Source organism: Actinomadura sp. 7K507, assembly GCF_004348425.1.
GTDB lineage: Bacteria > Actinomycetota > Actinomycetes > Streptosporangiales > Streptosporangiaceae > Spirillospora.
In genome coordinates, this window is sequence record NZ_SMKK01000010.1 from 1 (window position 1) to 24,248 (window position 24,248).

The following is a 24,248-nucleotide window of genomic DNA, read 5'->3' on the forward strand; positions in this document are numbered from 1 at the left end:
TGGCCATCGCCCTCGCCAACCTCATGGGCTGGACCAACATCGCCGCCGCCAACGACCACTACCGGGCACACCCCACCCACGCACTTCAACTACTCGATCTCACTACCTGAGAACGCATTAGCCCTGATCGCGTACCCCTGACCACAGCCGCGTCACGGCCACCGCTGCTTGACAGGAAGAGCATAGGGCGAGTCGCATGAAGGGTAGTTCTTCATTAGCCTCGGGCTTTCATCAGACGCCGGGCGAGAGTGACCGTTTAGACAAGAAAAGTGCCCCCGAGCTGGGAGGATAGGGCTTGTCGAGAGTCCTGTCCGCACCAGTCCGAAAGCACTTTTCACGTGAAGACTACAGGTCGCCATGCCAAGCTCGCGGTGTCTTGTGACGGCGCGGGGATCGTCGGCCAGGCCGGCGGGGTGCTGCTGACCGAGACCCTCCGGGCCACCGGGCTCGACCGGGCGCTTTCCGCTGAGTTGGAGCGGTGGCGCAAGCCGCGGGCGATCCATGATCCGGGCAAGGTCGTCGCGGACCTGGCGGTGATGTTGGCGCTGGGCGGGGACTGCTTGTCCGACATCGCGGTCCTGCGGTCCGAGCCGGAGCTGTTCGGGCCGGTGCCGTCCGATCCGACGGTATCGCGGCTGTTCACCGCCCTCGCGGCTGCGGGCCCGCAAGCGTTGCGGGCTATCCGCAAGGCCCGCTCGTCCGCCCGCGCCCGGGCCTGAGAACTGGCCGGCGAGCACGCCCCCGGGACGGGCGGGGGCCTGATCCCGGTGGATCTGGACGCCACGATCGTGCTCGCGCACTCCGACAAGCAGCACGCGGCCCCGACGTGGAAGCGCACCTTCGGCCATCACCCGATGACCGCGTTCATCGACCACGGTCCGGGCGGGACCGGGGAGGCCGCCGCGCTGCTGCTGCGGCCGGGCAACGCCGGGTCCAACACCGCCGCCGACCACATCACCGCAGGCCGCCTGGCCCTCAACCAGATCCCGACCCGCCTGCACAAACAGGTCATCATCCGGACCGATGCCGGTGGCGGCACCCACGAGTTCCTGGACTGGGTCGCCGCCCGCCGGGTCAAGTACTCGATCGGGTTCAACCTCACCGACGACATCTGCGCCGCGATCCTCGCCCTGCCCGAACACGTGTGGCAGTGCGCCTACGACGCCGACCGGCAGGCACGGCCGGGTGCGTGGGTGGCCGAGCTGACCGGCATGCTCGACCTGACCGGCTGGCCCAAGGGCATGCGGGTCATCGTCCGCCGCGAACGCCCCCACCCCGGCGCGCAACTGCGGTTCACCGACATCGACGGGCACCGCTTCACCTGCTTTGTCACCGGTACCCACCGCGGGCAGCTCGCCGACTTGGAGCTTCGCCACCGCCGCCGCGCCCGCTGCGAGGACCGCATCCGCTGCGCCAAGGACACCGGCCTGCGCAACCTGCCCCTGCACGGCGCAGCGGCCAACCAGGTCTGGCTCGAACTCGTCGCGCTGGCCGCGGACCTGACCGCCTGGGCCCAGATGCTCGCCTTCGCTGATCATCCGGCCCGCTGCTGGGAACCCAAACGCCTGCGTCTGCGGGTCTTCTCGGCCGCCGCACGCCTGGCACGGGGCGGCAGACGGCTCCGGCTCCGGCTGGCCCGCCACTGGCCCTGGAGCGGTCTGATCGCCTCGGCGATCGGGCGCCTGCAGATGCTCCCGGCACCCTGACCAGCACCAACCGTCCCACCAATACCAGGAAGGAGAACATCCGGGCCCGTGGAACCCCGCCCACCCGACGCGACAGTCGGGCCCCACGGCTGACCCGCCACCGAAAGCCAAGAGTCGGTTGGGTCGCTCCGCGACCCAACCGACCTCACGAAAAATCGAGGTTAGCGACACGGGGGTCCATATGAGATCGAGGATGGGCGGGATGGATCAGTCGCAGGAACGGTCGTTGTCGGCCTACCAGCGAGGATGGCGGCACATGCTTGTCGACGTGGAGATCCCTGGTTGGGATGAGCAGTTCCTGAGCAGCTTTGATCCTGAGGTGATGGCCGATCTCTACGCAAAGGCTGGGCTGTCATCGGTCATGTTTTCGTGCAAGAACCTCAGCGGTCTGTGTTTCTGGCCGACCGAGGTGGGTCCAATGCATCCTCGGGTGGCAGGCCGCGACATCATCGGGGAGACGGCTGAGGCGTTGCGCGCCCGGGGGATCGCCAGTTGCGCCTACTACAGCGTGATCTTCGATAACTGGGCGTTCGAGCAGGACCCGGGGTGGCGCTTCGAGCCAGTCCAGGGCTGGCGGCGGCAGGGGTCGGCGTGGGATCGCCATGGCGTTTGCTGTCCGAACAGCCCGGGTTACCGTGAGTACGTCGGCGCGCAGATCGATGATCTGTATGGGCGCTACGAGTTCGAATGCGCGTTCTGCGACATGACGTTTTGGCCCGATGTGTGCGGGTGCCGTCACTGTCGTGCACGGTATCGCACGGAGGTCGGTGCCGAGTTCCCGGACACGATCGATTGGACGTCGGTTGAATGGTGCACGTTTCAGGCGGCGCGTGAGCGGTGGATCGATGAGTTCACGGGGTTTGTGAGCGAGAGGATGCGCCGTGCCCAGCCGGGTATCGCCGTGTATCACAACTTTTCGCTGGCGCCGGCGCACTGGAGGCTGGGGATCCCGTTCAGCATCACCGATCATTGCGACTTTCTGGGCGGGGACCACTACGGCGACGAGGTCGAGCAGTTGGTGGTGACCAAGCTCCGGAATACGTTGTCGTGGTCCCGGCCTGTCGATTACATGAGCTTCGTGACGGCTGACGCTGGTGAGCACGTGCGCCTTAAGACCGCCGAGTACATGCGCGCGCAGGTCTTGTCGGCGGCTGCCGAGTCTTCCGCTTTCATGTTCCTCGACGCGGTCGATCCCGTGGGAACGGTGAATGCCAGGAGCTACGACCTTGTTGGCACCGCGTTCGAGTCCATGGCCGAGTTCGAGCCTTTCCTGGGTGGTGAGCCCATCGAGGACGTCGCCGTGTACTACTCGGGTGACTCGAAGATGGACTTCGCCGAGAACGGGCATTCGCTGAGCGACCCCGCGCCGATGCGGGACGACTACCCCCATCGGCATGCCGTCCGGGGCGCCTGCAGGATGCTGCAGCGTGCGCACATCCCGTTCGGGGTGATCACACGCCGGCAACTGGCGGATCTCGGCCGGTACCGCGTCCTCGTGCTTGCTGATATCGCGCGGATAGACGAATCAGAGGTAGATGCCATTCGGGAATATGTCCGGCGGGGCGGAAGAGTCTATGCGAGCCGGTACACCTCGCTGGTCGAGACACGTGGCCTGCGGCACGAGGACTTCATGCTCGCCGACATGTTCGGGGCTCACCTCGACCGTGAGGAAGCCGGTGTCGTCGCCTACGCCAAGCCCGCGACGGCCGAGTTCCGCGCATGGGCGGATCCCCAGGCCTACCTCAGCGTTGACCCGGCGCCGGGTGCGCTGAACGGCGGCATCCTACGACTGCGCGCCGACGACGACGCTCACGTCCTCGCCACGCTTTCGCTGCCGTACGCACATCCACATGTGGGCGACGTCTCGGATCGCAACTGGGCCTCCATGCACTCATCACCACCCTGGGAGGACACACCTCTGCCAGTCATCCTCGAACGGCAATTCGGCCTGGGCAGAGTGATCTACAGCGCGTTCAACATCGAGCGGGACGAAGCCGATGTCAACGACCGGACCTTCGCCGGCCTCATCCGCAGGCTACGCGGCGAGCAGTGGACGCTCCAGTGCGAAACCCACCCCGCCATCACGGTGTCGGCCTTCCGGCATCCAGGTGACAACGCTATCCGCGTCTCGCTGCTCAACACGCCTCCGGCACTTGTGGCGGACGCTACGCTCCGCCTGCGGGCACCCGAGGGCAAGCGCTTCACCGAACTCGAGCAAGTCCCCCAGCGGAGCAAAGTTCCCTTCAGTACCGAGCCGGACGGGACCCTCGAGTGCACGATCAAAAGCCTCCCCGAGCTCACCATGCTCCTCGCCCACTGCACGTAACGTGGGCGTCGCGCCAGAAGCGCTGGATCGGGTTGTCGTTGCGCATCGCGTTCCCGCCGGACCGGACGACGATCTCGTTCATCGCCTGCACCGCCCGCCAGGCGTCGCGGACCTGGGTGCGGCGGCCGGCGGCGCGCTCGGCGAACGTGGGCACGTGCCCTGCGGCGACCATGTCGTAGGTGCGCGAGCAGTTGTCCAGCAGCGCCGCCCGGGACGCCTTCCCGTTGAGTGAGAGTCCTGACCGGCGCCGGGTTCACCTCTTCTCCGCCAGCAGCGAGACGGCGCGTTCGGCCAAGCCGGGGTCGGCCGCAGCGAGCTTTCCGAGGAGACCGTCCGCGTCGGGGGACGAGAGGGTGGCACACCAGGCGCCTTCCTCCCGCGTGATCGTCCACCCGGGGAACAGGTGCCGGATCAGCAGCAGCGTCACGGCGTCGTCCATACGGCCGCCGCTACCGATCCAGAAGGAAACGGTCGATGACCTGCGCGGCGTACTTGACGTCGCCGCACCCGCACAGGAACCCGCCGCGTCCGCGCGCGGCCTCGTGGAACCCCCACTGGCCGCCCGGCAGGGCCAGGACGTTGAGGACGGTCACCGGACCGGCGGGTCAGTAGATCCGCAGCAGCGGCGTACCGGCGGGCATCCACTCCGGGCAGCACATCGCCCAGCGCCATCCGTGCCGCTCCAGCGCCACGGCGAGCAGACCCAGGTAGCGGACGGCCGTTTCCCGGCCCCGCAACGTGCGCCATCGCAGGTAGCGGACGCCGATCACCCGGCGGATCCGGCGTCCCGTCAGCGAACCGCCGCCCACGTGACCTTCCCTCCTCAGCGAGCGGACGCACGCCCCAGTCGTCGACGAGTTCGGTCATGAGCAGCAGCCCCCGCCCGGAGGTGGCGCCCCCGTCCTCCGGCCGGACGACCGGCTGCTCAGGACCGGCGTCCTGCACCTCCACGACGACCCGCCCATCCCGCTCTTCGCGGAACACGCGTACGACGATCTCCCCCTCACCGTGCAGAAAACTGTTCGTGACCAATTCGCAGATGATCAGGCGCCCGAGGTAATCGTCCTCGATCCCCCATTCGGCGAAGCACTCGGCGAGAAAACGCCGCGCCAACCGGGGCGCCTCGCTGTCCGGTTTGAGGAAAACCGTTGGGATTTCTGGGGCTTCTGTGGCTGTGGACACTGAAATCACCTCGGAGGACTTCGTGGGTTTCTGTGGTCGAGCATCCTCCGCAAGGTCATGCTGGGACACGCAAAGCACATGGTCACGAGCATCGCGGTGACTTCACGTGTATTCCCGGTCATCCCCGGTCAGCCACTGGAGGTGGATATGCCTCAACGTCCAAAGCGCCTGACGCCCTCGCGCGGTCCGATGGACCTTTTCGGTTCCGAAGTACGGCGCTACCGAACGCTCGCGGGCCTGTCCCTCGCCCAACTCGGCGAACAGATCCCCTATGCCCCGTCCACCATCGGCGACATCGAACGCGGCCAGTCCGGCTGCGACCGCGGCTTCGCCGAAGACTGCGACCGGGTACTCGACACCCGCGAAGCCCTGGCCCACCTCCACGACGGCCTGTTCGACGGACGCTCAGCAGCGTTCCCCGAATACTTCGCCCAATGGCCCGAGCACGAGAGCGGGGCGGAGGTCCTGCGGTCCTATCAGACGATGCTCGTGGACGGCCTGCTCCAGACTCCCGCCTATGCGGACGTGCTGCTGTACGGCGACCAGACGAAGGTTCAGGGCCGCCTGGACCGGCAAGCGATTCTCACTCGCGAGGAACCCATACCGCCCAGGCTCGTGTGCCTGCTTCCGGAAACGGTGCTGTGGCATCGGGTCGGAACCGCGGAGACCATGCGAGAGCAACTGCTCCAACTCGCAGACGCGATCTCGCCGCTGGTGTCCGTCCAGATCATCCCGGACGGCGCCCCGCACTCCGGCCACGCCGGTTCGTTCACCATCGCCCGCCTGCCGGGCGGTGAGCTGATCGCATACTGTGAGGGCGAACCACACGGAAGGGTCGTAGACGGTCGTTCCGAGATCGAACGACTCAACGAACGGTTCATGGACCTTTCGACCTACGCGCTCCCGACCGACCAGTCGGCGGCGTTGATCAGGCAGACGGCGGAGGAACGATGGAAGAGCTGAAGACCACTTGGAGGAAGGCCAGCCATTCCGGCAACGACGGCGGCCACTGCGTCGAGTTGGCCGACCTCGGCGACGCGGTAGGAATCCGCGACTCCAAGAACCCGAACGGCCCGAAACTGCTGCTCCCCCGCGACGACTTCGCAGCCCTGGTCGCCTCCCTCAAGCACTGACAGTCACCGCGAGCCGGTCGGCCCCCACGCTCCTGCGGATGGTGGCGCACGCCGCATGGCCTACCCGAGCCGCCGTGTCCGATCGGCTCGGTGACCGGTGTCGGTAACTCGTCAAGGCGACATCGTTCCCTTCGCCAGGTCCTGCGAGGCGAGGGGAGCAGCCGAGTCTGACCTACCAGGTAAAGACCATGTGGCTGTCGTGCTTGACGATATGGAGTCCGGCGGGGAGGTGCTCGTCGGGTGTGTCGGCGGGATGGATGGTGATGTGGGGCTGGGCGTCCGGGGCGGCGCGCCAGTCGCGGGTGTGCTGAGTGATGCGTTCGGCGAGTTCGGCGCCGCGTGGGCCGTGGCCGATGGCTCCGATCTCCCAGCGTGATGGGGGGCCGTCGGTGGCGCGGCGGGAGGTGAGGTAGGCGAGTGAGTCGTGCTCGGCGAGCGCGGGGTTGACGGGGGTTGCGGGGGTGGCGCGTCCGCTGTGGACTGCGGTGGCCTCGGCCTTGATCCGGCAGGTGCCGGGTTCGGCGACGCTCATCCGCAGCCAGATGCCCTCCATGGACTGGTCGCCGGGGATGATGATGCCTGACCATGCTTCGGTGCGGGCCTGGTCGAGGACGCCGTGAAGTGCGTTGGTGGTGATCGGCTGGTCCTGGTCGGTGAACAGGGTCACGTCGTCGGCGAGCGTGATGGTGCGGCCGCCGTCGCTGGTGCCGGTCATGGCGATGAAGCCGCACAGCTGCATGGAGCGGGTGGTCAGCTGGGCGGGGCGGATGGGCGTGGCGGGCTCGTGGTCGAGCAGCAGGGATCGGGTGAGTCCCCGCCAGCGCAGCGGGACCACGATCCGGCCTTCGGGGGCGAGTTGGTCCCACCAGGGGGCGGGGATGTCCCAGGCGCCTGCGGTGACGATGATCAGGTCGAATGGTGCTCGGTCGGGGGCGCCTAGTGCGCCATCCCCGGTCAGGACGTGGATGTCGCCGTAGCCGGTTTCGGTGAGGTTGCGGCGGGCTTCGGCGGCGACGTCGGGGAACACGTCAATGGTGGTGACCTGCCCGTGCGGGCCGACGAGTTCGTGTACGAGTGCGGCGTTGTAGCCGGTGCCGGCGCCGATCTCCAGCACGCGCTGGCCGTGTTCAGGCTGGGCTTGTTCCAGCATCATGGCCATGATGGCGGGTTGGCTGGCCGAGCTGAGCGCGGCGCCGGCTTGGTCGCGTTTGGTGACCACGATTTGGTCGGCGTAGGCGTCGGCGATCGACACGCCGGGCAGGAACCGGTGCCGGGGCACGCTGCGGAAGGCGGCTTCGATGCCTGGGGAGCGGATGGCGCCTTGGCTGATCAGGTGATCCACCAGGCGGTCCCGTGCGCTGTCGGGCGCAGGAGTGCCGAGGCTGGTTGCGGTGTTCACCGCTGGGATTCTAGCCCTGGGGGCGTGACGATCACGATGTGGTTGGTTGCGGCGAGTCACGGTGGGTCCTTTGGGTCGTTATCCGGCGGTCAGGAGGCAGGCGTCCCATGGCCACGGCTGTTCGGCGTCCGCGGCTGTGCGGGTCAGCTCGATCCCGGCTGCGCCGTCCAGGAGCCCCACTTGCGCCGCCGGTTGGGGTGTCGGAGCGGCAAGGCGGGTCTTCAGCGCGAGGAGGCGTTCGGTCAGGACGCCTGTGCTGGCGTCGGCGGCAGCGCGGGCGGCGGTGAGCAGGAGCCCGGCCCAGCCGTGGCAGAGGGTGCTGCCGGTCAGTTCCGCGAGGGGTCGAGGGTTGGTGATGCAGCCGAGGATGGCTTGTTCGGCGGCGCGTTGCCGGTGTGGGTCGTCCAGTGCCAGGGCGGCGAGTTGCTGGGCGCGTGCGAGTCCGGGGGTGCCGTAGCACCAGCTCGGTCGTCCCGGGCCTGGTTGGCGTGTGCGTCCGGTGCGGTACTCCTGGGCGGTGATCTGGGCGGGCCACCAGGTGGTGGTGCCGTGGCCTTGCCTCCAGGTGTCCAGCCACCGGCAGATGCGGTCGATGGCTTCGGCGTGGCCGTCGACGGTGACGCCGCGGCGTAGGGCGGTGGCCAGCAGCGCCAGCGGTCCGGTGATGCCGTGCGCCATGCCGAAGTTGGCATGACCACCGGGGAGGGAAGACGACGGCCGGTCAGTGTGGTCGTTTCCGGTCCACCATCCGGGCAGTGCGGCGTCGTGGTGGGGTGGGCGCAGTGGGAGCGTCAGTCGCACCAGGTAATCCAGGACTGCGCGGACGGCTGCGTCGTCGGGATGGCGGCGCAGGAGGTAGCAGCCGATGCCGGTCAGGCCGCTGATCAGGTCGTACTCGGCCAGCGCGGGAAGCTCGGCGCGGTCGATGCGCGCGTGCGCGGCACAGAGTCGATGGGCGGTGAGTTCCTCGATGTTGGTGTCGAGGGTGTGCAGGGCGGTGGTGTAGCCGGGGTGGTCGGCGTAGGCGATGGCGTAGGCCACGGCGGTGACCCCGTGGAACAGGCCGCTGCGGCGATGCGCCGAGATCGGTGCTCGGGTCGCGGCCGCGGCCCATTGGTGCGCGGTGTGCCAGGTTCCTTGTCCGGTGCGGGCGCGGGTGATGTGCAGGAGAGCGATGCCCGGCGCGCCACGTGACAGCGACTGGCCCCATTCGGGCTCGGGGTCGGTTCCGGTCGGGTCGACCAGTCGCACGTCCAGGGGCTCGTCAAGCTCCGAGGCTTGCGAGCAGGGACCCGAGGTAGGCGGTAGCGCAGGGGTGGTCTTCACTGTCGTTCCTTTCGCGCGCGCCAGGTCAGCGCGGCCGCGCGGGCCAGATGGAGGGCTTGGTATTCGGCGGGCCGATGGGGGCCCGTGACGCGGATGTGGTGCATGTGCAGCAGCGACGCCAGCACCTCGTCGACGTCGAAGCCGGGAGGCAACCGATCTCGATAAGCGGTGATGGCGGCGTGACGGGCGTCCCAGAGCGGCACGAGCACGTTGGCGTCGGGCAAGTCCCGGGCGCCAGTGGCCAGGGCGATCGCCTCTGCGCGGACCGCCCGGTCGGGTGGAGTATCGGGCGGGGCGGTGGGGTGCTCGATCAGCCATTGCATGCCGGCTGCGGTGCTGCCGGTGAACGCCGCGGTGATCGCGGTGAAGCCGGCGGCGGCCAGCGCGGCCGGCGCTGCCGCGCCAGGTGGGAGGGCGAGCTGGGCTCCGACGGCGGTGGAGTCGGTAACGAAGACCCGCTCGGCGGCCTCCAGCGCGGGGCCGTGTCCGTACCGGCCGACCTCGGGGTCGTAGGTGTCCAGGATCAACCGCCGGACCATGCCGTGCTCCCGCAGCCGTGCGGCCCAGGCGCCCACGGCCGCAGCACATGTTCCATAGTGCCGGGGACCGGTGGTGCGGACCCGTATCCGCAGGTGGTCGGGGTCGGTGGCGTCGCGATAACGCAGCCACCACACCGCTGAGGCGGTGCCCAAACCGTCCTCGGCGCGCCCACCGGGACCGCTATGCCCGGCCTGGCCGTCCGGTTGGTTCAGATCGGGTTCGCTCAGGTCGTCCAGGAGCACGGGTAGATGCTCGGCGAGGATGCGGGAGTGCAGGCCGGGGGGCGCGTACAGCTTGGCTGACAGCCACCGTGTGTCCGAAGCGCCCGGGAGCTGCCCGGCCGTGTTGGTGACCGGCACCGGGCGGTGGCGTTCCAGCGGGCAAGGGACCGGTGGGCGGGTGGACAGCATCGGGACCACGACCTGGTGGGCGTGGCCGTCCAACCAGCGATCTCCGGCGGGGTCGGGCGCTTCCACCAGGACGACGTGCCCGGCCCGGTCAAGGCGGTCCCGCAGGATTGCGGCATGGGCGGGTTCGGTCAGGTCGAGCCGCAGCGCGCGGTCGTCCTCGTGTAGTTCCACAGCCGCCGGGGTCCGCCATCGCCGCCGCCAGCGCCGGAACGCGGTGTCGAAGGCCGCCCAGTCGGCGCCGTGGGCGGGCACGTCGTCGATGGTCAGGCGCCAGCGCGCGGGCGACAGTACGCAGCGGCCGTAGCGGACGCGCGGGAGATAGGGCAGTTCGGCGGCCGTCCCCCAGTCGAACTCGGTGTAGCGGGCGGCGCGACCGCGGGCCATCGCGATCAGGAAGCGGGCCAGCGTCGGCGGCTGCTTGTCCAGCCGCAGCGCGTGGAAGACGTGCGGTTCGACCACACGGTCCAGCCGACGCGACACAAGGTAAAGCTGATCGAAGTCGGCCGTGACCGCCAGGTCCTCCACATCGAGCAGCACCGGTCTCTTACTAGCCGCCTGCTCGCCGCTCGCAGGCGGAGGCCGGTGTTCTCCCAAGGAGATGATGTGCGGTAGGAACAGATCGGTGCGGGCGATGTTGTCGGCGTGCGGGTAGATCATCGGGGCCGACACCTGCGCGGGCACCGCGCCCGCAACGGTGGTGGGCACCTGCGCGAAGACCTCGGCCAGCGGGGAGCCCGCGCTGGTGAACCGGCCGGTCATCGTCCCGACAGCGCGGGCCGGGCTGACGGTGAGGGTGTAGTCGCCGCGATCGAGCGCGGCAGGGCTGGTGGCGTGGACGCGGGCGCTCAGTTCCGTGTGCGGAGGTATCCGTACCTGGCCGATGTCGGCGCCCAGAGCCGCCACGGTCTCCTCGTTCAGCACGATCTCCCCGGCCTGGTCGATGATCGCGCGGTGGACCAGCGCCAGCAGCCCGGCGTCCCGGCCGGCGGGCCGGTTCTCGGCCTCCACGCCGGGCTCGGGCTCGGGCAGTACCGCCCCCGGGTAGCCACCGGGATAGCCCAGGCCCGCGCCGGGGTCGACGAGCTCAGGAAGCGCCACAAGCGTGCCGGTGCCGTACCGGTCCAGGAAGGCCGCATGGTATTCGCGCCACGCCGCGTGGCCGCCGGGCTGAGCAGTCAGGCGCATCAGCACTGAGGCGGCCTCCGCCATGTCCTCGGCGACCACCTCGGGGAGCTGAACCCGGCAGTCCAGGCGCAAGTCCGTTACGACGGGGCTACGCCCAGCCGTAGCGAGCAGACGCATCTTCGGTTCCAAACCCACGCGCCTGCCGTCCCAATCCTCCTCCCGCGCACGGCACTGGTCACCATGCCGGTCACCGTGGTCGCCGGGCGCGCGGATGCCGTCGGCGAGCATCGCCTGGACGACGCGCAGCTCGGCGACGGTTTCCGAGACCGCCGCGATCTCAGCTGCGTTCACCCGCTGCAGCTGCGCGAGCAGATGACCGAGCGGGTCCGGGGCGGTGCCTGGTGCCCGCAGCGCCGACACCAGGAACCGCTGCCTCACCAGTTCGGTGAGCATCGCGTTGATCGTGGCGGCGGCCACGCCCGGGAACTGCGCGGCCAGGCACGCCGCCATGTCGGCGAACACCATCGGGGTCCGGGTGGCAGCCTCCGCTGCCCGCACTGCCGGGGTGCGGCGGATCTCCACTCGCCCTGAGCCGGACGGCACGGTCAGCCAGCCACCGTGAGGCTGGCGCAGGGTGCTGATGGTCACCGGGAGTCGCTCCAGCAGCGGCGCACACTGCTCCAATCCGGTGATGACCTCATTGAGCCACTCGGCATCAGCGCGGACCCTCACCCGATGCCGACCGCCCCATCCGACGTCGGCCGCTGCGGTGAACTCGACGTCTGCGACCCCGGCGAACAGCCCGAACGGTGTCGGCCGGGACGTCTCGCGCAGCACGTACCGCACCACCGACACCACCGCGCGGCGCATGTCCTTGACCGGCACCGGTTCGCCCGCGCAGATCGCCTCAACGCGCCGCGCCAAGGACCGGCTGGCGGTCCGGATCGCCGCGGCGGTGGGCCCTTGCCACACATGTTGCAGCCAGGCCCGCCATCCGCCCGGGTCGGGGTCCCCAACCAGATCGGGCCACGCAGAGGGTGCGGAGCCGGCCGGAGAGCTGGCCGCGCGCAGCAACCCACAAGGGGCAGGCCGGTAGAGCCGGTGAGAGTTCATCGTTCCTCCGTTTGGCTGGTCATCGCCCGAACGGCAATCGCGGTGGCGGCCGGAGACGGACGGCAGCACGGGGCCGCGGCCCGCCTCCGGCCGATGTCGGTTGGCTAGGCCGCGCTGTTGCAGGAGCTGGCGCACGAGGGCGGGCAGCCGTTGGAGGTGTCGCACGCCTTCTGCGCAGCGGGCCGCAACGCGTCGTCCTCGATGACGCGCACGTCCAGGACGAAGTCGTCCTCGCTGCTGGTGGGGGCTTGGGTGATGTCGGCGACGCTCATGATCGCCTCTCCCTTCTGGCTGGTTCTGCGGGGCCGGGGACGGCCTCGCTCCGGTTGCCTCCACGGTCGGCCGCGACCGACGAGAGCATCAATGTCGCCGTTGTGGGCGAATCATTGCCGCGACCATTGCCGGTCACGGCAATGATTCATGCGATAGCGCCGGGTTACGCTCACCTTCCTGGTGTCGCGCCGGAAGGCAGGGCGTTGCCGCACACGATCAGCCGGGCCCGCCGCAAGGAACTCGCCGCGCAGGCCCGCACCATCCGCTCCCAAGGCCAGCGTTCCGGCTGGCCGGTCGAAAAGATCGCCGCGCACATCCGCGGCCGACTGCCCCAGGTCCTGCCGCTGGAGGCCTGGCGATGGGCCTACGGCTGGTCCCGCGCCGACGTGATCGGCGCTATCGCGGATCTGTACCTTGCCGACGGGCTCGGTGTCCCCGCGGTGAACCCGGCGATGCTGTGCCGCTGGGAGCACGGCGCGTTCCCACCCGGCCCCGAGTACGGCATCGCCCTGTGCCGCATCTACAACGCCACCCCCGCCCAACTCGGGTTACCGACATGGGCGAGCCCTCCAGCGGGCAACCACCGCCGGGGGTACGGTGCGTGGCAGAAACGACCGCAGCGACCACGGAATGGGGCTCTCATGGCGGCTGGCGACAACGGACTCGCAGCACTGCGCGAGAGCGTCGAACTCGCCAGGGAAGTGGAGGGACCCGCGGGCGGCCAGCAGACCCGTGACAACCTCGCCGCCGCACTCGCCCACTACGACCTGCGCTACTCGCAGTACCCACCGGCCGTGCTGTCGCAAGAGGTGCACCGTTGCCGCACCCTGGTCAACGACCTGCTCCACCAACCTCAGCCCGAGACCTCCCGGCGTGAACTACGCCGCATCGCCGGATGGCTGTCCGCCGCGGTCGGAAACCTCGCGTTCCACCTCGGCGACCAAGCCGCGGCCGACGTTCACCTGGCCACGGCCGCCCGACTTGGCACCGACGTCGGAGACCGCTGGCTGCAGTGCTGGACCACCGGCGCCCGCGCCATGATCGCCTACTACGGCAACCGGCACGCCGCCGCGATCGAGCTGGCCCAGCATGCCTACGAGCAGGCAGAGTCACCACTACGACAGGCACAGATCCTCGCCTGGGGACTGCTGCGCCCCACCGCCGCACTCGGCCCCCATACCCGCACCGAGATCGCGCGACTCTCCGGCCAAGCCCAAGACGCCATGGACGCCGCCCCAGACGACGACGTGCCAGGCCGGTTCGGATTCGACCGCGCAGAGTTGGCGATGCACCAAGCCGAAGCCGCCCTCGTGGCAAGCGACCCGGCCCAGGCCACCCGGTACGCCGGCAACTCCCTCCAGCACATCCCACACGGCCGCCCCGGATGGGCCGCCGCCACCCTCGTCTTCGCCCGCGCCGAAGCCGCCCAAGGCCGAGCCGACGACGCCGCATCACTCGCCATGACCGTGCTGGACACCATGCCCCAAGAAGCTCTGCGCGCCACCACACGTGACCGCCTGACCGCACTGCAGAACGAACTACACCGCCGCCCCGGCACACCCAGCCACGGAGTCATGGAGCTCTACGCCCGTACAGAAGCCCTCCCACCACTAGCCCCAACCGGCCATGCCAGCAACGAACCCAACGGACACTGAACCCGGATCGACCCGTCTGCCCCTGGCTTGTGGCCCTCGCATCAATCCCGAAGACCACCCGGCGGCGGGCGAACCCCCAATGCGCCAGCCGACCCCGCAACCGGGACACCCCGGACGCCCTTTGTGTCCGGCGCACGTGCCCGGGGGGCACGCCGGTCCTCGGTTAGCTGGCCTGGAATGCGTCCTGGACTTCGTCGAGGCGTTCGCTCCACCATTCCAGCAGCCGTTCACCCGACACCCACAGGGCATCAGGCCCGTGATCAGCCTTGTCGTAGTGCCACTGCAACTGCCAGAAGTCGGTCATCCGCTTCCACCACAACCGCTGGACCGCGTCCCCCAGCGCCTCATCCGAAATGGCGATGATCGTCCGGTACCCGGCGACGAAGGCCGAGACATTGTGTAGATCAAGGCGTCCCCCATCAGTGGTGAACTGCACCTGCGCCGTTCTCACGACCTCCTCGGCGTATGGGCGAACCGCCAGACGATCCCAGTCCAAAACCGCAGTGACTTCCCCGGCGCGCCAGAGCAGGTTGAGCGGCTGGAGGTCTCCGTGCGTCCAACCCGCAGGCCCAACGGGAACCTCGTCCGCAGGCCGCCGCCCGGCGTGGGCGTCGATCAGAACCTTCCTGCGCCTCAGGCGGCGACGGGCATCGACGTCGAACGGTGCGTCCTCGTCCAGAGCCGTGATCACGTCGAGGAACCGGTCAGCCTCTTCCAATGCGGCCTCCGGCGTCGTAACCTTCGCTCTCGAAGCTTCCTCGGGTCGGTCCAAGCCGGCCCTTGGCGAAGCGAGCGCCATGTGGATACGGCCGACCAGCACTCCTAATCCGTGCGCCTCGCCCTGGTCCAACGATGTACCTGACCGGTGCGCGCCTTCCGCCCACTCCAGAACGCAGTAGCCACGTCCGTCGATCTCCGCGACCGGGTCGGTTCCGACCAGTCGCGGAGCGCAGACCGGCAACCCTTCAGCGCTGAGAATGCCCAGTACGCTGAGGCTTCTACGCGCTTTCGGCAGCGTCACATCGACGATCTGCTTGAGAGCGAAGCCCCCTCGGTCCGTCTCCAGCCGCCAGTTCGGGTTCATCATCCCCTCGGCGATGAAACCCACATGCCGGACCTTGCCGAGTTCGAACCGTTCCGCGATCCCCGCCAGCTCACTCTCGCCGATCCGGGCCCGAGCGGGTTGCGTCACCGCAGAGGTCTCCTCAGTCACCCTCAAAAGGCTATGTCACCGCCGCTCGTCCATGCGCAGGTACAGGCCGTCGGGGTCCGGGCGGCGGGACGATCGTCAAACTGTGCTCCGGGTCGGCCACCAGCGACCCGCCGGGGCCGCCCGGCGAAGGCGGCTGGGGCGTGGCGTACTCGGCGTCCAAGGCGGCATTCGGGCGGCTCGCCGGCGCGATCAGCGCCGAGTACCTGGGACGCGGCGTCCGCGCCTTCAACCTCGACCCCGGCTTCGTGGTCACCGAGGCGGGCGCGGCGCGAGGCGGCCTCGCCTCCCTCCAGGACGAGGGGTACGAGCCGAAGATCGTCAGAGGTCCAGCAGCGACGTCTGCTGTGACTCGCCCTGATCGGGACGGTCGGGGGTGAGGGGCAGTCCGGCGATGCGGCGTAGTTCGCCGTAGGTAGGTGTGTTCGCGGTGGGGAGATCGTTGATGAGGGTGGTGAGGAGGAGTGCGGCTCCTGCGGTGTCCCAGAGTGCGCGGTGCGGCCGACTACCTGGAGCCAGGGCGCTGACCTTGCCAGCGAGGTCGTAGCGGTCCAGGAGGACGGTCAGCGCGTTGCGTTTCTGGGCGGGGCGGAGGTGGCGGGCCAGCTGCAGGGTGTCGATCATGCCTGCTGGCTGGATATCGGGGCATCGGCGGTGCAGGAGACGCCAGTCGACGCCGACGTTGTGGCCGACGATGATCCGTCCGGCAAGCCGGTCGGCCAGCTCGGGCGCGACCTCGTCCAAGGCGGGTGCGCCGGCGAGGACCTCGTTGGTTAGGCCGGGTGAGATCCAGGGCCTGCGTGGGACGGGCCGTCCGGGGTTGATCAGGGTGCTGTATGCGTCGGTGAGAGACGGGCGACCGCCGATGATGGGGATGACTGCGATCTCGAGGATCGCCTCGTCGCGGTCCTGGGCGCCGGTGCCCTCCAGATCGAGTGCGACCAGTGGAGCGTCCTTCCAGGACGTGCTGATCATCTCAGTCACCCGTCTCCCGGCCGTTCTCGTCTGGGGTCAGTCGTCCTCATCAAACCGTGTAGCGGTGACGAACTGCTGGCGAAGCACCGTCATCTGGTCGTGTTCCTGCTCGGGGACCTGGTGGCCGGTGAGTGACCGGCCGTGGGCGTGCAGGAAGTGCGGCTGGTCGAGTTCCCAGATCTGGACGAGAAGAACAACCCGCGCGGCAGCGGTCTTGTCCCCTACTTCTCCCCTACTTCGCCGTCCCCGACCTCGACACCGCCCTGAACACCCTTCTGGCCGCCGGATGCACCCGCCGCCGCGGCTCCTACACACCCGACGACGGCACCGGACATCGCATCGCTCAGATCGTGGACCCGTTCGGCAACATCATCGGACTCGACGGCCCCTGACCCCGTCCCCTCCCCTGTGGAGGTGACCGTGCGGCATTGGCCCCTCGCCCAACCGCGGTTGCGTCCCGCAGAGCGTCCGTTTTGTGTGTCACCACAGCCCGCTGTCAGCATGAGGCCATGCGCCACCCTCTTGACACGCTGGACTGGCCGATTTCCACCGAGCGGCTGCTGCTGCGCCGGGCTGCCCCCGACGACGTGGACGCGACCTGGGCCTTCCGGCGGCTGCCGGAGACGCACGAATGGATCACGGCCGCCACACAGACCTACGACGGCTACCGCGAGCGTTTCCTCCGCGAGGAGCGGCTCGCAGACCTGCTCATCGTCGAACTGGACGGCCGGGTGATCGGCGACCTGACACTAATGGTCCAGGACAGTTGGGCTCAGGAAGAGGTCGCCGACCAGGCGGCAGGCGTCCAAGGCGAGCTCGGGTGGACGCTCGATCCCTCCTACGGCGGCAAGGGCTACGCCACCGAAGCGGTACGCGCCCTCATCGACATCTCCTTCAAGAGTCTCGGCCTGCGCCGCCTGCACGCGGACTGCTTCTACGACAACGAATCCTCGTGGCGGCTGATGGAGCGGGTCGGCATGCGCCGCGAACAGCACACGGTGAGAGACTCACTCCACCGCACCAAGGGATGGCTCGACGGTCTCTCATACGCGCTCCTGGCCGAGGAATGGCCCGCCCACGAGTGATTACGGCGGAGACGCTTGGGAGCCTTCGCCGGGACAACGGCCTTCCCGCTGAGTGAGAGTCACGCGGTGGCCCGGAAGGCCGGTGTCACCATCGTGAGATGACTGCAACGAGACCGGTCGCGCTGGTAACGGGGGCGAGCCGGGGTATCGGCCGGCGGACGGCGCTCGCGCTGGCCGCCGCCGGGCACGATGTCGCGTTCACCGCGCGGACCGTCGGGGAGGGTGAGGGACGGATACCGCCGCGGCACGGCGCGGGCACTGCGATACCCGTCCCCGGAAGCCTGGACAGGACGCGGGCGGAGATCCAGGCGCTGGGGGCGCGTGCACTGCCCGTCCAGATGGATCTGCTGGACCGGGCGAGCGTGCGGGGCGCCGCGCAGACCGTGCTGGACGCCTGGGGGCGGGTCGATGTCCTGGTCAACAACGCGGTGGCGCACATCGGGGGCGCCCACGAGCGGTTCCTCGATCTGGACGTGGACGTCGCCGAGCGGACGGTCACCGCCAACTACCTGAACCAGATCGTCCTGCTCCAGGCCGTCCTCCCGGCCATGCTGGACCAGGGAGGCGGGACGATCGTGAACCTGTGCTCGGGGTCGGCGACCAGCGACCCACCCGCGCCGCCCGGTGAGGGCGGCTGGGGCGTGGCGTACTCGGCGTCCAAGGCGGCGTTCGGGCGGCTCGCGGGAGCGGTCAACGCCGAGTACCGGGAACGCGGGGTCCGCGCCTTCAACCTCGACCCCGGCTTCGTCGTCACCGAGGCGGGCGCGGCCCGCGGCGGCCTCGACGCCCTCAAGGGCAAGGGCTTCGAGCCGACGCCCGAGGAGGCCCCGGCGGCCGCCGTGGTCTGGCTGGCCACCGACGCGGCCGCGGAGACGTTCCTCGGCCGCGTCGTCTGGACCCCGAAGCTCGTCGCCGACCGGGCGCTCCTGCGCTGAGCCGCTCTCAGATCATCGAGCGCATCGGGCCCTGCGGGGGCTCGATGTCCAGGTCCGTCAGGGCGCTCACGTGGTAGACGGAGCCTGGGACGTGGATGGCGTGGGCCAGGCCGACGTGGGCGTCGCGCCAGAAGCGCTGGATCGGGTTGTCGTTGCGCATCGCGTTCCCGCCGGAGCGGACGACGATCTCGTTCATCGCCTGCACCGCCCGCCACGCCGCGCGGACCTGGGTGCGGCGGCCGGCGGCGCGCTCGGCGAACGTCGGCACGTGCCCGGCGGCGACCATGTCGTAGGTGCGCGAGCAGTTGTCCAGCAGCGCGGTCCGGGACGTCTTGATCTCCTCGGCGGCCTCGCTGATCGCGTACAGCACGTACGGGTCGTCCTTGATCTTCGTGCCGGTGATCTGGACGCGGTTGCGCTGGTAGGCCATGTGGTGGTGCAGCGCGCCCTCGGCGATGCCGATCACGGCGGCGCTGATGCCGAGCGGGAACACGCAGGAGAACGGCATCAGGTAGGACGGGTTGGTCAGCCCCGCCTCGCGGGCCGCGGACCCGTCCACGACCTTGGAGTACTCCAGCGTCCGGTAGGTGGGGACGAACGCGTCCTTGACGATGATGTCCTTGCTTCCGGTGCCCTTGAGCCCGGCGACGTCCCAGGAGTCCTCGACGATCTCGTAGTCGGAGCGCGGCAGGATGAGGTGCAGTGACTGCGGCGGCATCACCATCTTGCCCTCGTCGTCGCCGAGCATCCCGCCGAGGAAGATCCAGTCGCAGTGGTCGGTGCCGGACGAGAACTGCCAGCGGCCGTTGAAGACGTAGCCGCCGTCCACCGGGCGGGCGATGCCCATGGGCGCGTAGGGGGACGCGATCCAGGTGTCGGGGTCGTCGCCCCACACCTCCTCGCGGACCTTCGGGTCGGCGTAGGCCATCTCCCACGGGTGGACGCCGACGATGCCGGCGATCCAGCCGGTGGAGCCGTCGAGGGCGGCGACGCCCATGACGGTCTCGGCGAACTCGCGGGGGTGTACCTCCAGGCCGCCGTGCGCCTCCGGCTGCAGCAGCCGGATCGTGCCCGACTCGCGCAGCGCCTGCGCGGCCTTGTCGTCGAGCTTGCCGAGGGCCTCGTTGGCGGGGCCGAGTTCGCGGATCTGCTCGGCCCGCTCCATGATCGTGTCCAGCACGCGGTTCGCCATCGCCTGTCTCCCGTAGGTGTCTTCAGCCGTCGTAGGTGATCTTCAGCCGGTCGGTGACCGGCCTCGCCTGACAGGCGAGGATGAGGCCGTCGGCGAGATCCTGCTCGTCGAGGACCGAGTTGGCGTCCAGGGTGACCTCGCCCTCCAGCTTCACGCAGGCGCAGGCCGAGCAGTTCCCCTCCCGGCAGGAGAACGGCGCGTCCACCCCCGCGCGCAGGAGCGCGTCGAGGAGCCGTTCGGACTTGGGCCAGGGCACCGTCTGGGTCTCGCCGTCCAGCTCGACCTCGATCTCGCCCTCGTCCCCGCCGGTCTCGGACGCGTCGGCGGGCTCGGGTTCCTCGAACGGGTCGCCTTCCAGCGAGAAGAAGCGTTCGACTTGCACCCGCATGCCGAGGCCGGTGAACGTCTCGGTGACCATGTCCATGAAGATCTCCGGGCCGCACACGAACGCCTGCCGTCCGGTGTATGGGGCGGCCAGAGACCGGACGGTGGCGGGCGTCGGAAGCCCCTGCACCGTTTCCAGGATGTGGACGACCGTGAGCCGGCCGGGGTGCTTCTCGGTGAGCGCCTTCAGCTCGTCCGCGAAGATGACCGACCGCTCGTCCCGGTTGGCGTAGAGGAGGGCGACCTTCCCGCTGCCGCCCGCCAGGCACGACTTGAGGATCGACATGACCGGGGTGATGCCGCTGCCGCCCGCCACGAGCAGCAGGTCGTCGTCCAGCGAGGACGGGGTGAACGTCCCGGCGGGACGCAGGACCTCCAGGACGTCGCCCGCCGTGACGTTGTCGCAGACCCAGTTGGACCCGAGACCGCCGTCCACCCGCTTGACCGTGACCTTCAGCCGGTCGTCGGTGAGCGGCGAACTGGACAGCGAGTAGCAGCGCGCCGCCCAGCCGTCCCCGGCCGGGACCCGGATCGTCAGGAACTGCCCGGGACGGTAGGAGAACCGGCCCCGGTCGCCCTCGGCGGGTTCGAGGACGAGCGAGTGCGCGTCGGCCGTCTCGTGGACGACCTCCACCACCCGCGCCTTGAGTGCCGTCATGACCGTTCCGCGGCCTTCCCGCCCGTGTTCTTCTCAGCCGTGTTCTTCTCAGCCGTGTCCTCCGCCGTCTCTCCGGGGGAGGCCGCCGCGTGGCGGGCCGCGATGTAGCCGAACACGATGGACGGGCCGATCGTCGCGCCCGGTCCCGCGTACTCGTTGCCCATCACCGACGCCGAGGAGTTGCCCGTCACGTACAGGCCCTCGATGACCGAGCCGTCCTCGCGCAGGACGCGGGCGTGCTCGTCGGACACCAGCCCGCCCTTGGTGCCGAGGTCGCCGACCTCCAGCCGGAACGCGTAGTACGGCGCGGTCTCGATGACGTCCAGGTTCGGGTTCTTCAGGTTCGGGTCGCCGTAGTAGCGGTCGTAGGCGGAGTCGCCGCGGCCGAAGTCCGGGTCCTTGCCCGCGCGGGCGTACCCGTTGAACTTCTCGACGGTCTCCGACAGCGCGTCCGCCGGGACGCCGATCTTCTCCGCCAGCGCCGCGAGCGTGTCCGCCTTGAACACGATGCCCGCGTCGAAGAACTCCTTCGGGATCGTCGCGCCCGGCAGGATCTGCGCGAACGGGTAGCGGGCGCGGGCCTTGGCGTCCATCACGAACCACGCCGGGACGTGGCCGCCTTCGAGCTGGTCGTGGACGAAGTTGACGTACGGCGCGGCCTCGTTGGTGAACCGGGTCCCGTCCTTGGACACGATGACCTGGCGCGGGATGGCGCGCTCGGACACCAGCGGGATCGTCGCGCCCGCCGGGTGCCGGACGGCGGGCATCCACCAGGCGTCGTCCATCAGGTCCACCGCCGCGCCGAGGGTCTCGCCCGCGCTGATGCCGTCGCCCGTGTTCTCCCGGGCGCCCATCGCGAAGTCGGCCTTGCCGCCCTCCGGCAGGTGCTTGTCGCGCATCTCCTGGTTGTGGTCGAAGCCGCCGGTCGCCAGGAGGACGCCCTTGCGGGCGCGGATGCGGAGCACCGTCCCGTCGCGCTGCGTCGCCACGATCCCGGTGACGCGGCCGTCCTCGCCGGTGACGAGTTCGGTCAGGGCGGTCTTCAGCCAGAGCGGGACGCCGGCGTCCTTCAGCGCCATCCGCAGCCGGGCGACGAGCGCCCGCCCGCCGGTCGACATGTGCCGGCGGCGGATCACGTTGGACGACACGCGCCACGCCGCGACCAGCGACGCGCGCCGGCCCGCCCAGGTGCGCTTGGCCATCGCGAGGTCGTGGTAGTCCTTGGCCGTCACCCACAGGCCGAGGGGGCCCTTCATGTTGTTCGGCCGCTGGTACTGCTCGTCGTCGCCGAGCTTGCGGGTGTCGAACGGCTTGGCCTCGATGGACCGGCCGAGCGGGCGGCCGCCCTCAAGCTCGGGGTGGTAGTCGGCGTAGCCCTTCGTCCAGAAGAACTGCATCCACTTGCTCTTGCCGATCAGTTCCATCGCGGCGGGGCCGTTGTCGACGAACGCGTCGAGCCGCGCCGCCGGGACGCGTCCCTCGGTCAGGAGGTCCAGGTAGCGGCGGATCGACTCGCGGCTGTCGTCGTGGCCGCGCGCCTTGAGCGTCGGGTTGTTCGGGACCCAGATCCCGCCGCCGGACAGCGCGGTGGACCCGCCGAACCGCTTGCCCTTGTCGACGATCAGCGTCCGCATCCCGGCGTCGTGCGCGGCCAGCGCCGCGGCCATCCCGCCGCCGCCGCTGCCCACGATCACCAGGTCGTACTCGTGGTCCCACTCCGGGTTCGCGGTCATCACTCGCCGTCCTTCCGGGTCAGGAACGCCAGCACGGCGCTCTCCCAGGCGGACTTCTGCTCGATCATCACCCAGTGCCCGCAGTTGGGGAAGATGTTCACCTGGACGTCGGGGATCGTCCGCATCGGCACCAGGACCATGTCGACGGGGCTGACCCGGTCGTCGCGTCCCCAGGTGATCAGCGTCTTGGTCTTGAGCTTGTGCAGCATCGCCCAGTACGGCGGCTCGTCGGACTGCGCCATCGCCTTGCCGCGCGCCGCCATCGCCTTCGACCCGTACATGCGGCGGGCGCTGGCGAGGGTGTCGGGGTCGGTGGCCTGCTCCCACCGCTCCTCGATCATCTCCTCGGTGACCAACCGCGGGTTGAAGACCATCGAGCGTAGCCACCGGACCAGGCGCTCGCGGGACGGGTCGTCGGTGAACTCCATCAGGAGCTTGATGCCCTCGCCGGGCGACGGGCTGAAGATGCTCTGGCCCATCCCGCCGATCGTGACGAGGCGCCGGACGCGTTCGGGGTGCTTCAGCGCCACCTGGGTGCCGACGATGCCGCCCATCGAGTTGCCGATCACGTCGACCTGGCCGAGGTCCAGGGCGTCCAGGAACCGGACGACCGAGCCGCCGGCCGCCATCATCGGGTGCTCGTCGGTCGGGTCGCTGACCCCGAACCCGGGGAACTCCAGCACCAGGCACCGGAAGCGCTCGGCGAACCGGGCGAGGTTGCCGCGGAAGTTCCGCCAGCCCGTCACCCCCGGACCCGACCCGTGCAGCATCAGCAGCGGCGGGCCCTGCCCTGCCTCGTGGTAGCGCAGGACGCCCTGGTCGGTGGCGAGCTCGCGCAACGTCGACTCGTAGGTCAGCTCCGCAGGCATGATCTCCCAGTCCTTCGACGGTGGCTTGACGGGAACGTAATCGGCACGGCGGCAAGGTCACCCGGCGGATCCCGATCAGCGGGACGCGCGTCTCATCGCCCGCCGCACGGGCCGCTCGGGCGCCCGCTTCCACTCATCGGGATCGGCGCGGGCCGTCCCGACCGGGTCATGCCTACGTTTCCGGCAGACAGGACCACTCGCCCGGTAGCGGGTCCTCGTCACTTAGTGGATTTTGTTAGTCGGACATTGTGTTCTGAACAGTGTGGACGACAGGACGCGGATGACAGGACCGTGTCCCGCACCGACCCCCAAGGGGAGCAGATGCCAGCCGAGCCAGCGCTCACCGACACCGGTCTCACGCCCGCCGCGGCCTCCGACGCCTCCGCGCCGGAGCCGGCGGAGTTCCGGAAGGCCATGGCGGAGTTCGCCACGGGCGTCACCGTGGTCACCGCCCTCGACGGCGGCGAGCCGGTCGGCTTCGCCTGCCAGTCGTTCACGTCGGTGTCCCTTGAGCCGCCGCTGATTCTGTTCTGCGCGGACACGCGCGGCCGGTCGTGGCCGCGGATCCGCGCGGCGGGACGGTTCTGCGTGAACGTGCTGGGCGAGGAGCAGCGCGACATCTGCGAACGGTTCGGGTCGAGCCGGGGCGCCAAGTTCGACGGTTTGGAGTGGGAGGCGTCCGAGTGGGGTGCCCCGGCGCTCCCGGACGTGCTGCTGGCCGTCCACTGCGTCGTCCACGACGTGCACGAGGCCGGCGACCACGACGTGGTGATCGGGCGGGTCCTGGCGGTCGAGCGGCACGAGGTGCGCGACGGCCAGTGGCGGCGGCCGATGGTGTTCTTCCGCAGCCGGTTCGGTGTCGGCGAGCCGGACGCGCCCATCGCCCCGGACCCGTGGGGCCTCGGCGACCGCTGGGGCTGGGGCTGACCCCCGCTCCCCCGCGTCATGCCGGACCACCGCATCTTGCCGGACCCCCGCGTCATGCCGGGCGCCGCGTCATGCCGGGCCGCCGGGTCACG

Annotated in this window: 23 protein-coding genes and 1 pseudogene; 10 read left to right on the forward strand and 14 right to left on the reverse strand. The window is 69.7% G+C overall.

Annotated features, from left to right (window positions below):
- Positions 1–338: 338 nt before the first annotated feature.
- Both E1285_RS03900 and E1285_RS03905 read left to right on the forward strand, forming a co-directional pair.
- Positions 339–1,706: pseudogene (locus tag E1285_RS03900) on the forward strand (IS1380 family transposase).
- A gap of 202 nt (positions 1,707–1,908) precedes the next feature.
- On the forward strand, positions 1,909–4,032 hold the full coding sequence (locus E1285_RS03905) for an alpha-amylase family protein (RefSeq protein WP_165966440.1): 2,124 nt from the start codon (positions 1,909–1,911) through the stop codon (positions 4,030–4,032).
- Here the strand turns inward: E1285_RS03905 and E1285_RS03910 are convergent.
- The 4 genes from E1285_RS03910 to E1285_RS47110 form a co-directional block, all read right to left on the reverse strand.
- Positions 4,004–4,204 (reverse strand): hypothetical protein, encoded by a 201-nt coding sequence (locus E1285_RS03910; RefSeq protein WP_243722535.1) that lies wholly within the window; start codon positions 4,202–4,204, stop codon positions 4,004–4,006. The two genes, E1285_RS03905 and E1285_RS03910, sit on opposite strands and share 29 nt — an antisense overlap.
- An 81-nt stretch (positions 4,205–4,285) precedes the next feature.
- Positions 4,286–4,471, reverse strand: coding sequence for a hypothetical protein (locus tag E1285_RS03915; protein ID WP_132148100.1), 186 nt, complete (start codon positions 4,469–4,471; stop codon positions 4,286–4,288).
- Between the two features lie 10 nt (positions 4,472–4,481).
- Positions 4,482–4,625 (reverse strand): hypothetical protein, encoded by a 144-nt coding sequence (locus E1285_RS47105; RefSeq protein WP_243722536.1) that lies wholly within the window; start codon positions 4,623–4,625, stop codon positions 4,482–4,484.
- A 12-nt stretch (positions 4,626–4,637) separates the two neighbouring features.
- Positions 4,638–4,841 (reverse strand): hypothetical protein, encoded by a 204-nt coding sequence (locus tag E1285_RS47110; protein ID WP_243722537.1) that lies wholly within the window; start codon positions 4,839–4,841, stop codon positions 4,638–4,640.
- A gap of 562 nt (positions 4,842–5,403) precedes the next feature.
- Here E1285_RS47110 and E1285_RS03925 point away from each other — a divergent pair.
- Together E1285_RS03925 and E1285_RS03930 are read left to right on the forward strand one after the other, a co-directional pair.
- Positions 5,404–6,177, forward strand: a complete 774-nt coding sequence (locus E1285_RS03925; protein ID WP_165966441.1) for a helix-turn-helix transcriptional regulator — start codon at positions 5,404–5,406, stop codon at positions 6,175–6,177.
- On the forward strand, positions 6,165–6,347 hold the full coding sequence (locus E1285_RS03930) for a DUF397 domain-containing protein (RefSeq protein ID WP_132148104.1): 183 nt from the start codon (positions 6,165–6,167) through the stop codon (positions 6,345–6,347). The genes E1285_RS03925 and E1285_RS03930 overlap by 13 nt, the downstream gene beginning before the upstream one ends.
- A gap of 172 nt (positions 6,348–6,519) precedes the next feature.
- Here E1285_RS03930 and fxlM read toward each other — a convergent pair whose 3' ends face one another.
- From fxlM to E1285_RS03950, 4 genes are all read right to left on the reverse strand, one after another.
- On the reverse strand, positions 6,520–7,746 hold the full coding sequence (fxlM, locus tag E1285_RS03935; protein WP_165966442.1) for a methyltransferase, FxLD system: 1,227 nt from the start codon (positions 7,744–7,746) through the stop codon (positions 6,520–6,522).
- 78 nt (positions 7,747–7,824) lie between these two features.
- Entirely contained in the window at positions 7,825–8,997 is a 1,173-nt protein-coding gene (locus E1285_RS03940) for a lanthionine synthetase C family protein (protein ID WP_207946380.1), read from the reverse strand.
- A 71-nt stretch (positions 8,998–9,068) separates the two neighbouring features.
- The gene (locus tag E1285_RS03945) at positions 9,069–12,260 is read right to left on the reverse strand and encodes a lantibiotic dehydratase (RefSeq protein ID WP_132148108.1); all 3,192 of its coding nucleotides are present in this window, start codon (positions 12,258–12,260) and stop codon (positions 9,069–9,071) included.
- A 104-nt stretch (positions 12,261–12,364) separates the two neighbouring features.
- Positions 12,365–12,532, reverse strand: coding sequence for an FxLD family lanthipeptide (locus E1285_RS03950; protein ID WP_132148110.1), 168 nt, complete (start codon positions 12,530–12,532; stop codon positions 12,365–12,367).
- Positions 12,533–12,736: 204 nt separating this feature from the next.
- Here E1285_RS03950 and E1285_RS03955 point away from each other — a divergent pair, with 204 nt between their 5' ends.
- Positions 12,737–14,188 (forward strand): XRE family transcriptional regulator, encoded by a 1,452-nt coding sequence (locus E1285_RS03955; RefSeq protein ID WP_132148112.1) that lies wholly within the window; start codon positions 12,737–12,739, stop codon positions 14,186–14,188.
- A gap of 163 nt (positions 14,189–14,351) precedes the next feature.
- Here E1285_RS03955 and E1285_RS03960 read toward each other — a convergent pair whose 3' ends face one another.
- Positions 14,352–15,401, reverse strand: a complete 1,050-nt coding sequence (locus E1285_RS03960; protein WP_207946381.1) for a phosphotransferase — start codon at positions 15,399–15,401, stop codon at positions 14,352–14,354.
- Between the two features lie 140 nt (positions 15,402–15,541).
- Here E1285_RS03960 and E1285_RS03965 point away from each other — a divergent pair, with 140 nt between their 5' ends.
- The gene (locus E1285_RS03965) at positions 15,542–15,778 is read left to right on the forward strand and encodes a hypothetical protein (RefSeq protein WP_207946382.1); all 237 of its coding nucleotides are present in this window, start codon (positions 15,542–15,544) and stop codon (positions 15,776–15,778) included.
- On the opposite strand, the gene E1285_RS03970 is transcribed toward E1285_RS03965, so the two are convergent.
- On the reverse strand, positions 15,720–16,373 hold the full coding sequence (locus E1285_RS03970; RefSeq protein WP_132148228.1) for a 3'-5' exonuclease: 654 nt from the start codon (positions 16,371–16,373) through the stop codon (positions 15,720–15,722). The genes E1285_RS03965 and E1285_RS03970 overlap by 59 nt on opposite strands.
- A gap of 141 nt (positions 16,374–16,514) precedes the next feature.
- Here E1285_RS03970 and E1285_RS48065 point away from each other — a divergent pair, with 141 nt between their 5' ends.
- From E1285_RS48065 to E1285_RS03980, 3 genes are all read left to right on the forward strand, one after another.
- Positions 16,515–16,640 (forward strand): hypothetical protein, encoded by a 126-nt coding sequence (locus E1285_RS48065; RefSeq protein WP_279509508.1) that lies wholly within the window; start codon positions 16,515–16,517, stop codon positions 16,638–16,640.
- Positions 16,641–16,882: 242 nt separating this feature from the next.
- Positions 16,883–17,458 (forward strand): GNAT family N-acetyltransferase, encoded by a 576-nt coding sequence (locus E1285_RS03975; RefSeq protein ID WP_132148114.1) that lies wholly within the window; start codon positions 16,883–16,885, stop codon positions 17,456–17,458.
- A 98-nt stretch (positions 17,459–17,556) separates the two neighbouring features.
- The gene (locus E1285_RS03980) at positions 17,557–18,393 is read left to right on the forward strand and encodes an SDR family oxidoreductase (RefSeq protein WP_132148116.1); all 837 of its coding nucleotides are present in this window, start codon (positions 17,557–17,559) and stop codon (positions 18,391–18,393) included.
- Positions 18,394–18,400: 7 nt separating this feature from the next.
- Here E1285_RS03980 and E1285_RS03985 read toward each other — a convergent pair whose 3' ends face one another.
- The 4 genes from E1285_RS03985 to E1285_RS04000 are packed head-to-tail and all read right to left on the reverse strand — an operon-like array spanning position 18,401 to position 23,229.
- On the reverse strand, positions 18,401–19,585 hold the full coding sequence (locus E1285_RS03985; RefSeq protein ID WP_132148118.1) for an acyl-CoA dehydrogenase family protein: 1,185 nt from the start codon (positions 19,583–19,585) through the stop codon (positions 18,401–18,403).
- Positions 19,586–19,607: 22 nt separating this feature from the next.
- Complete coding sequence (locus tag E1285_RS03990; RefSeq protein WP_132148120.1) at positions 19,608–20,627, reverse strand: ferredoxin--NADP reductase; 1,020 nt, start codon at positions 20,625–20,627, stop codon at positions 19,608–19,610.
- Positions 20,624–22,360: an FAD-binding protein gene (locus tag E1285_RS03995; RefSeq protein ID WP_132148122.1), complete on the reverse strand. Its 1,737-nt coding sequence runs from the start codon at positions 22,358–22,360 to the stop codon at positions 20,624–20,626. Before E1285_RS03995 ends, E1285_RS03990 begins: the two co-directional genes overlap by 4 nt.
- Positions 22,360–23,229: an alpha/beta fold hydrolase gene (locus E1285_RS04000; protein ID WP_132148124.1), complete on the reverse strand. Its 870-nt coding sequence runs from the start codon at positions 23,227–23,229 to the stop codon at positions 22,360–22,362. The genes E1285_RS03995 and E1285_RS04000 overlap by 1 nt, the downstream gene beginning before the upstream one ends.
- Before the next feature lie 321 nt (positions 23,230–23,550).
- On the opposite strand from E1285_RS04000, the gene E1285_RS04005 reads away from it, so the two are divergent.
- Entirely contained in the window at positions 23,551–24,156 is a 606-nt protein-coding gene (locus tag E1285_RS04005) for a flavin reductase family protein (RefSeq protein WP_132148126.1), read from the forward strand.
- Positions 24,157–24,248 lie beyond the last annotated feature (92 nt).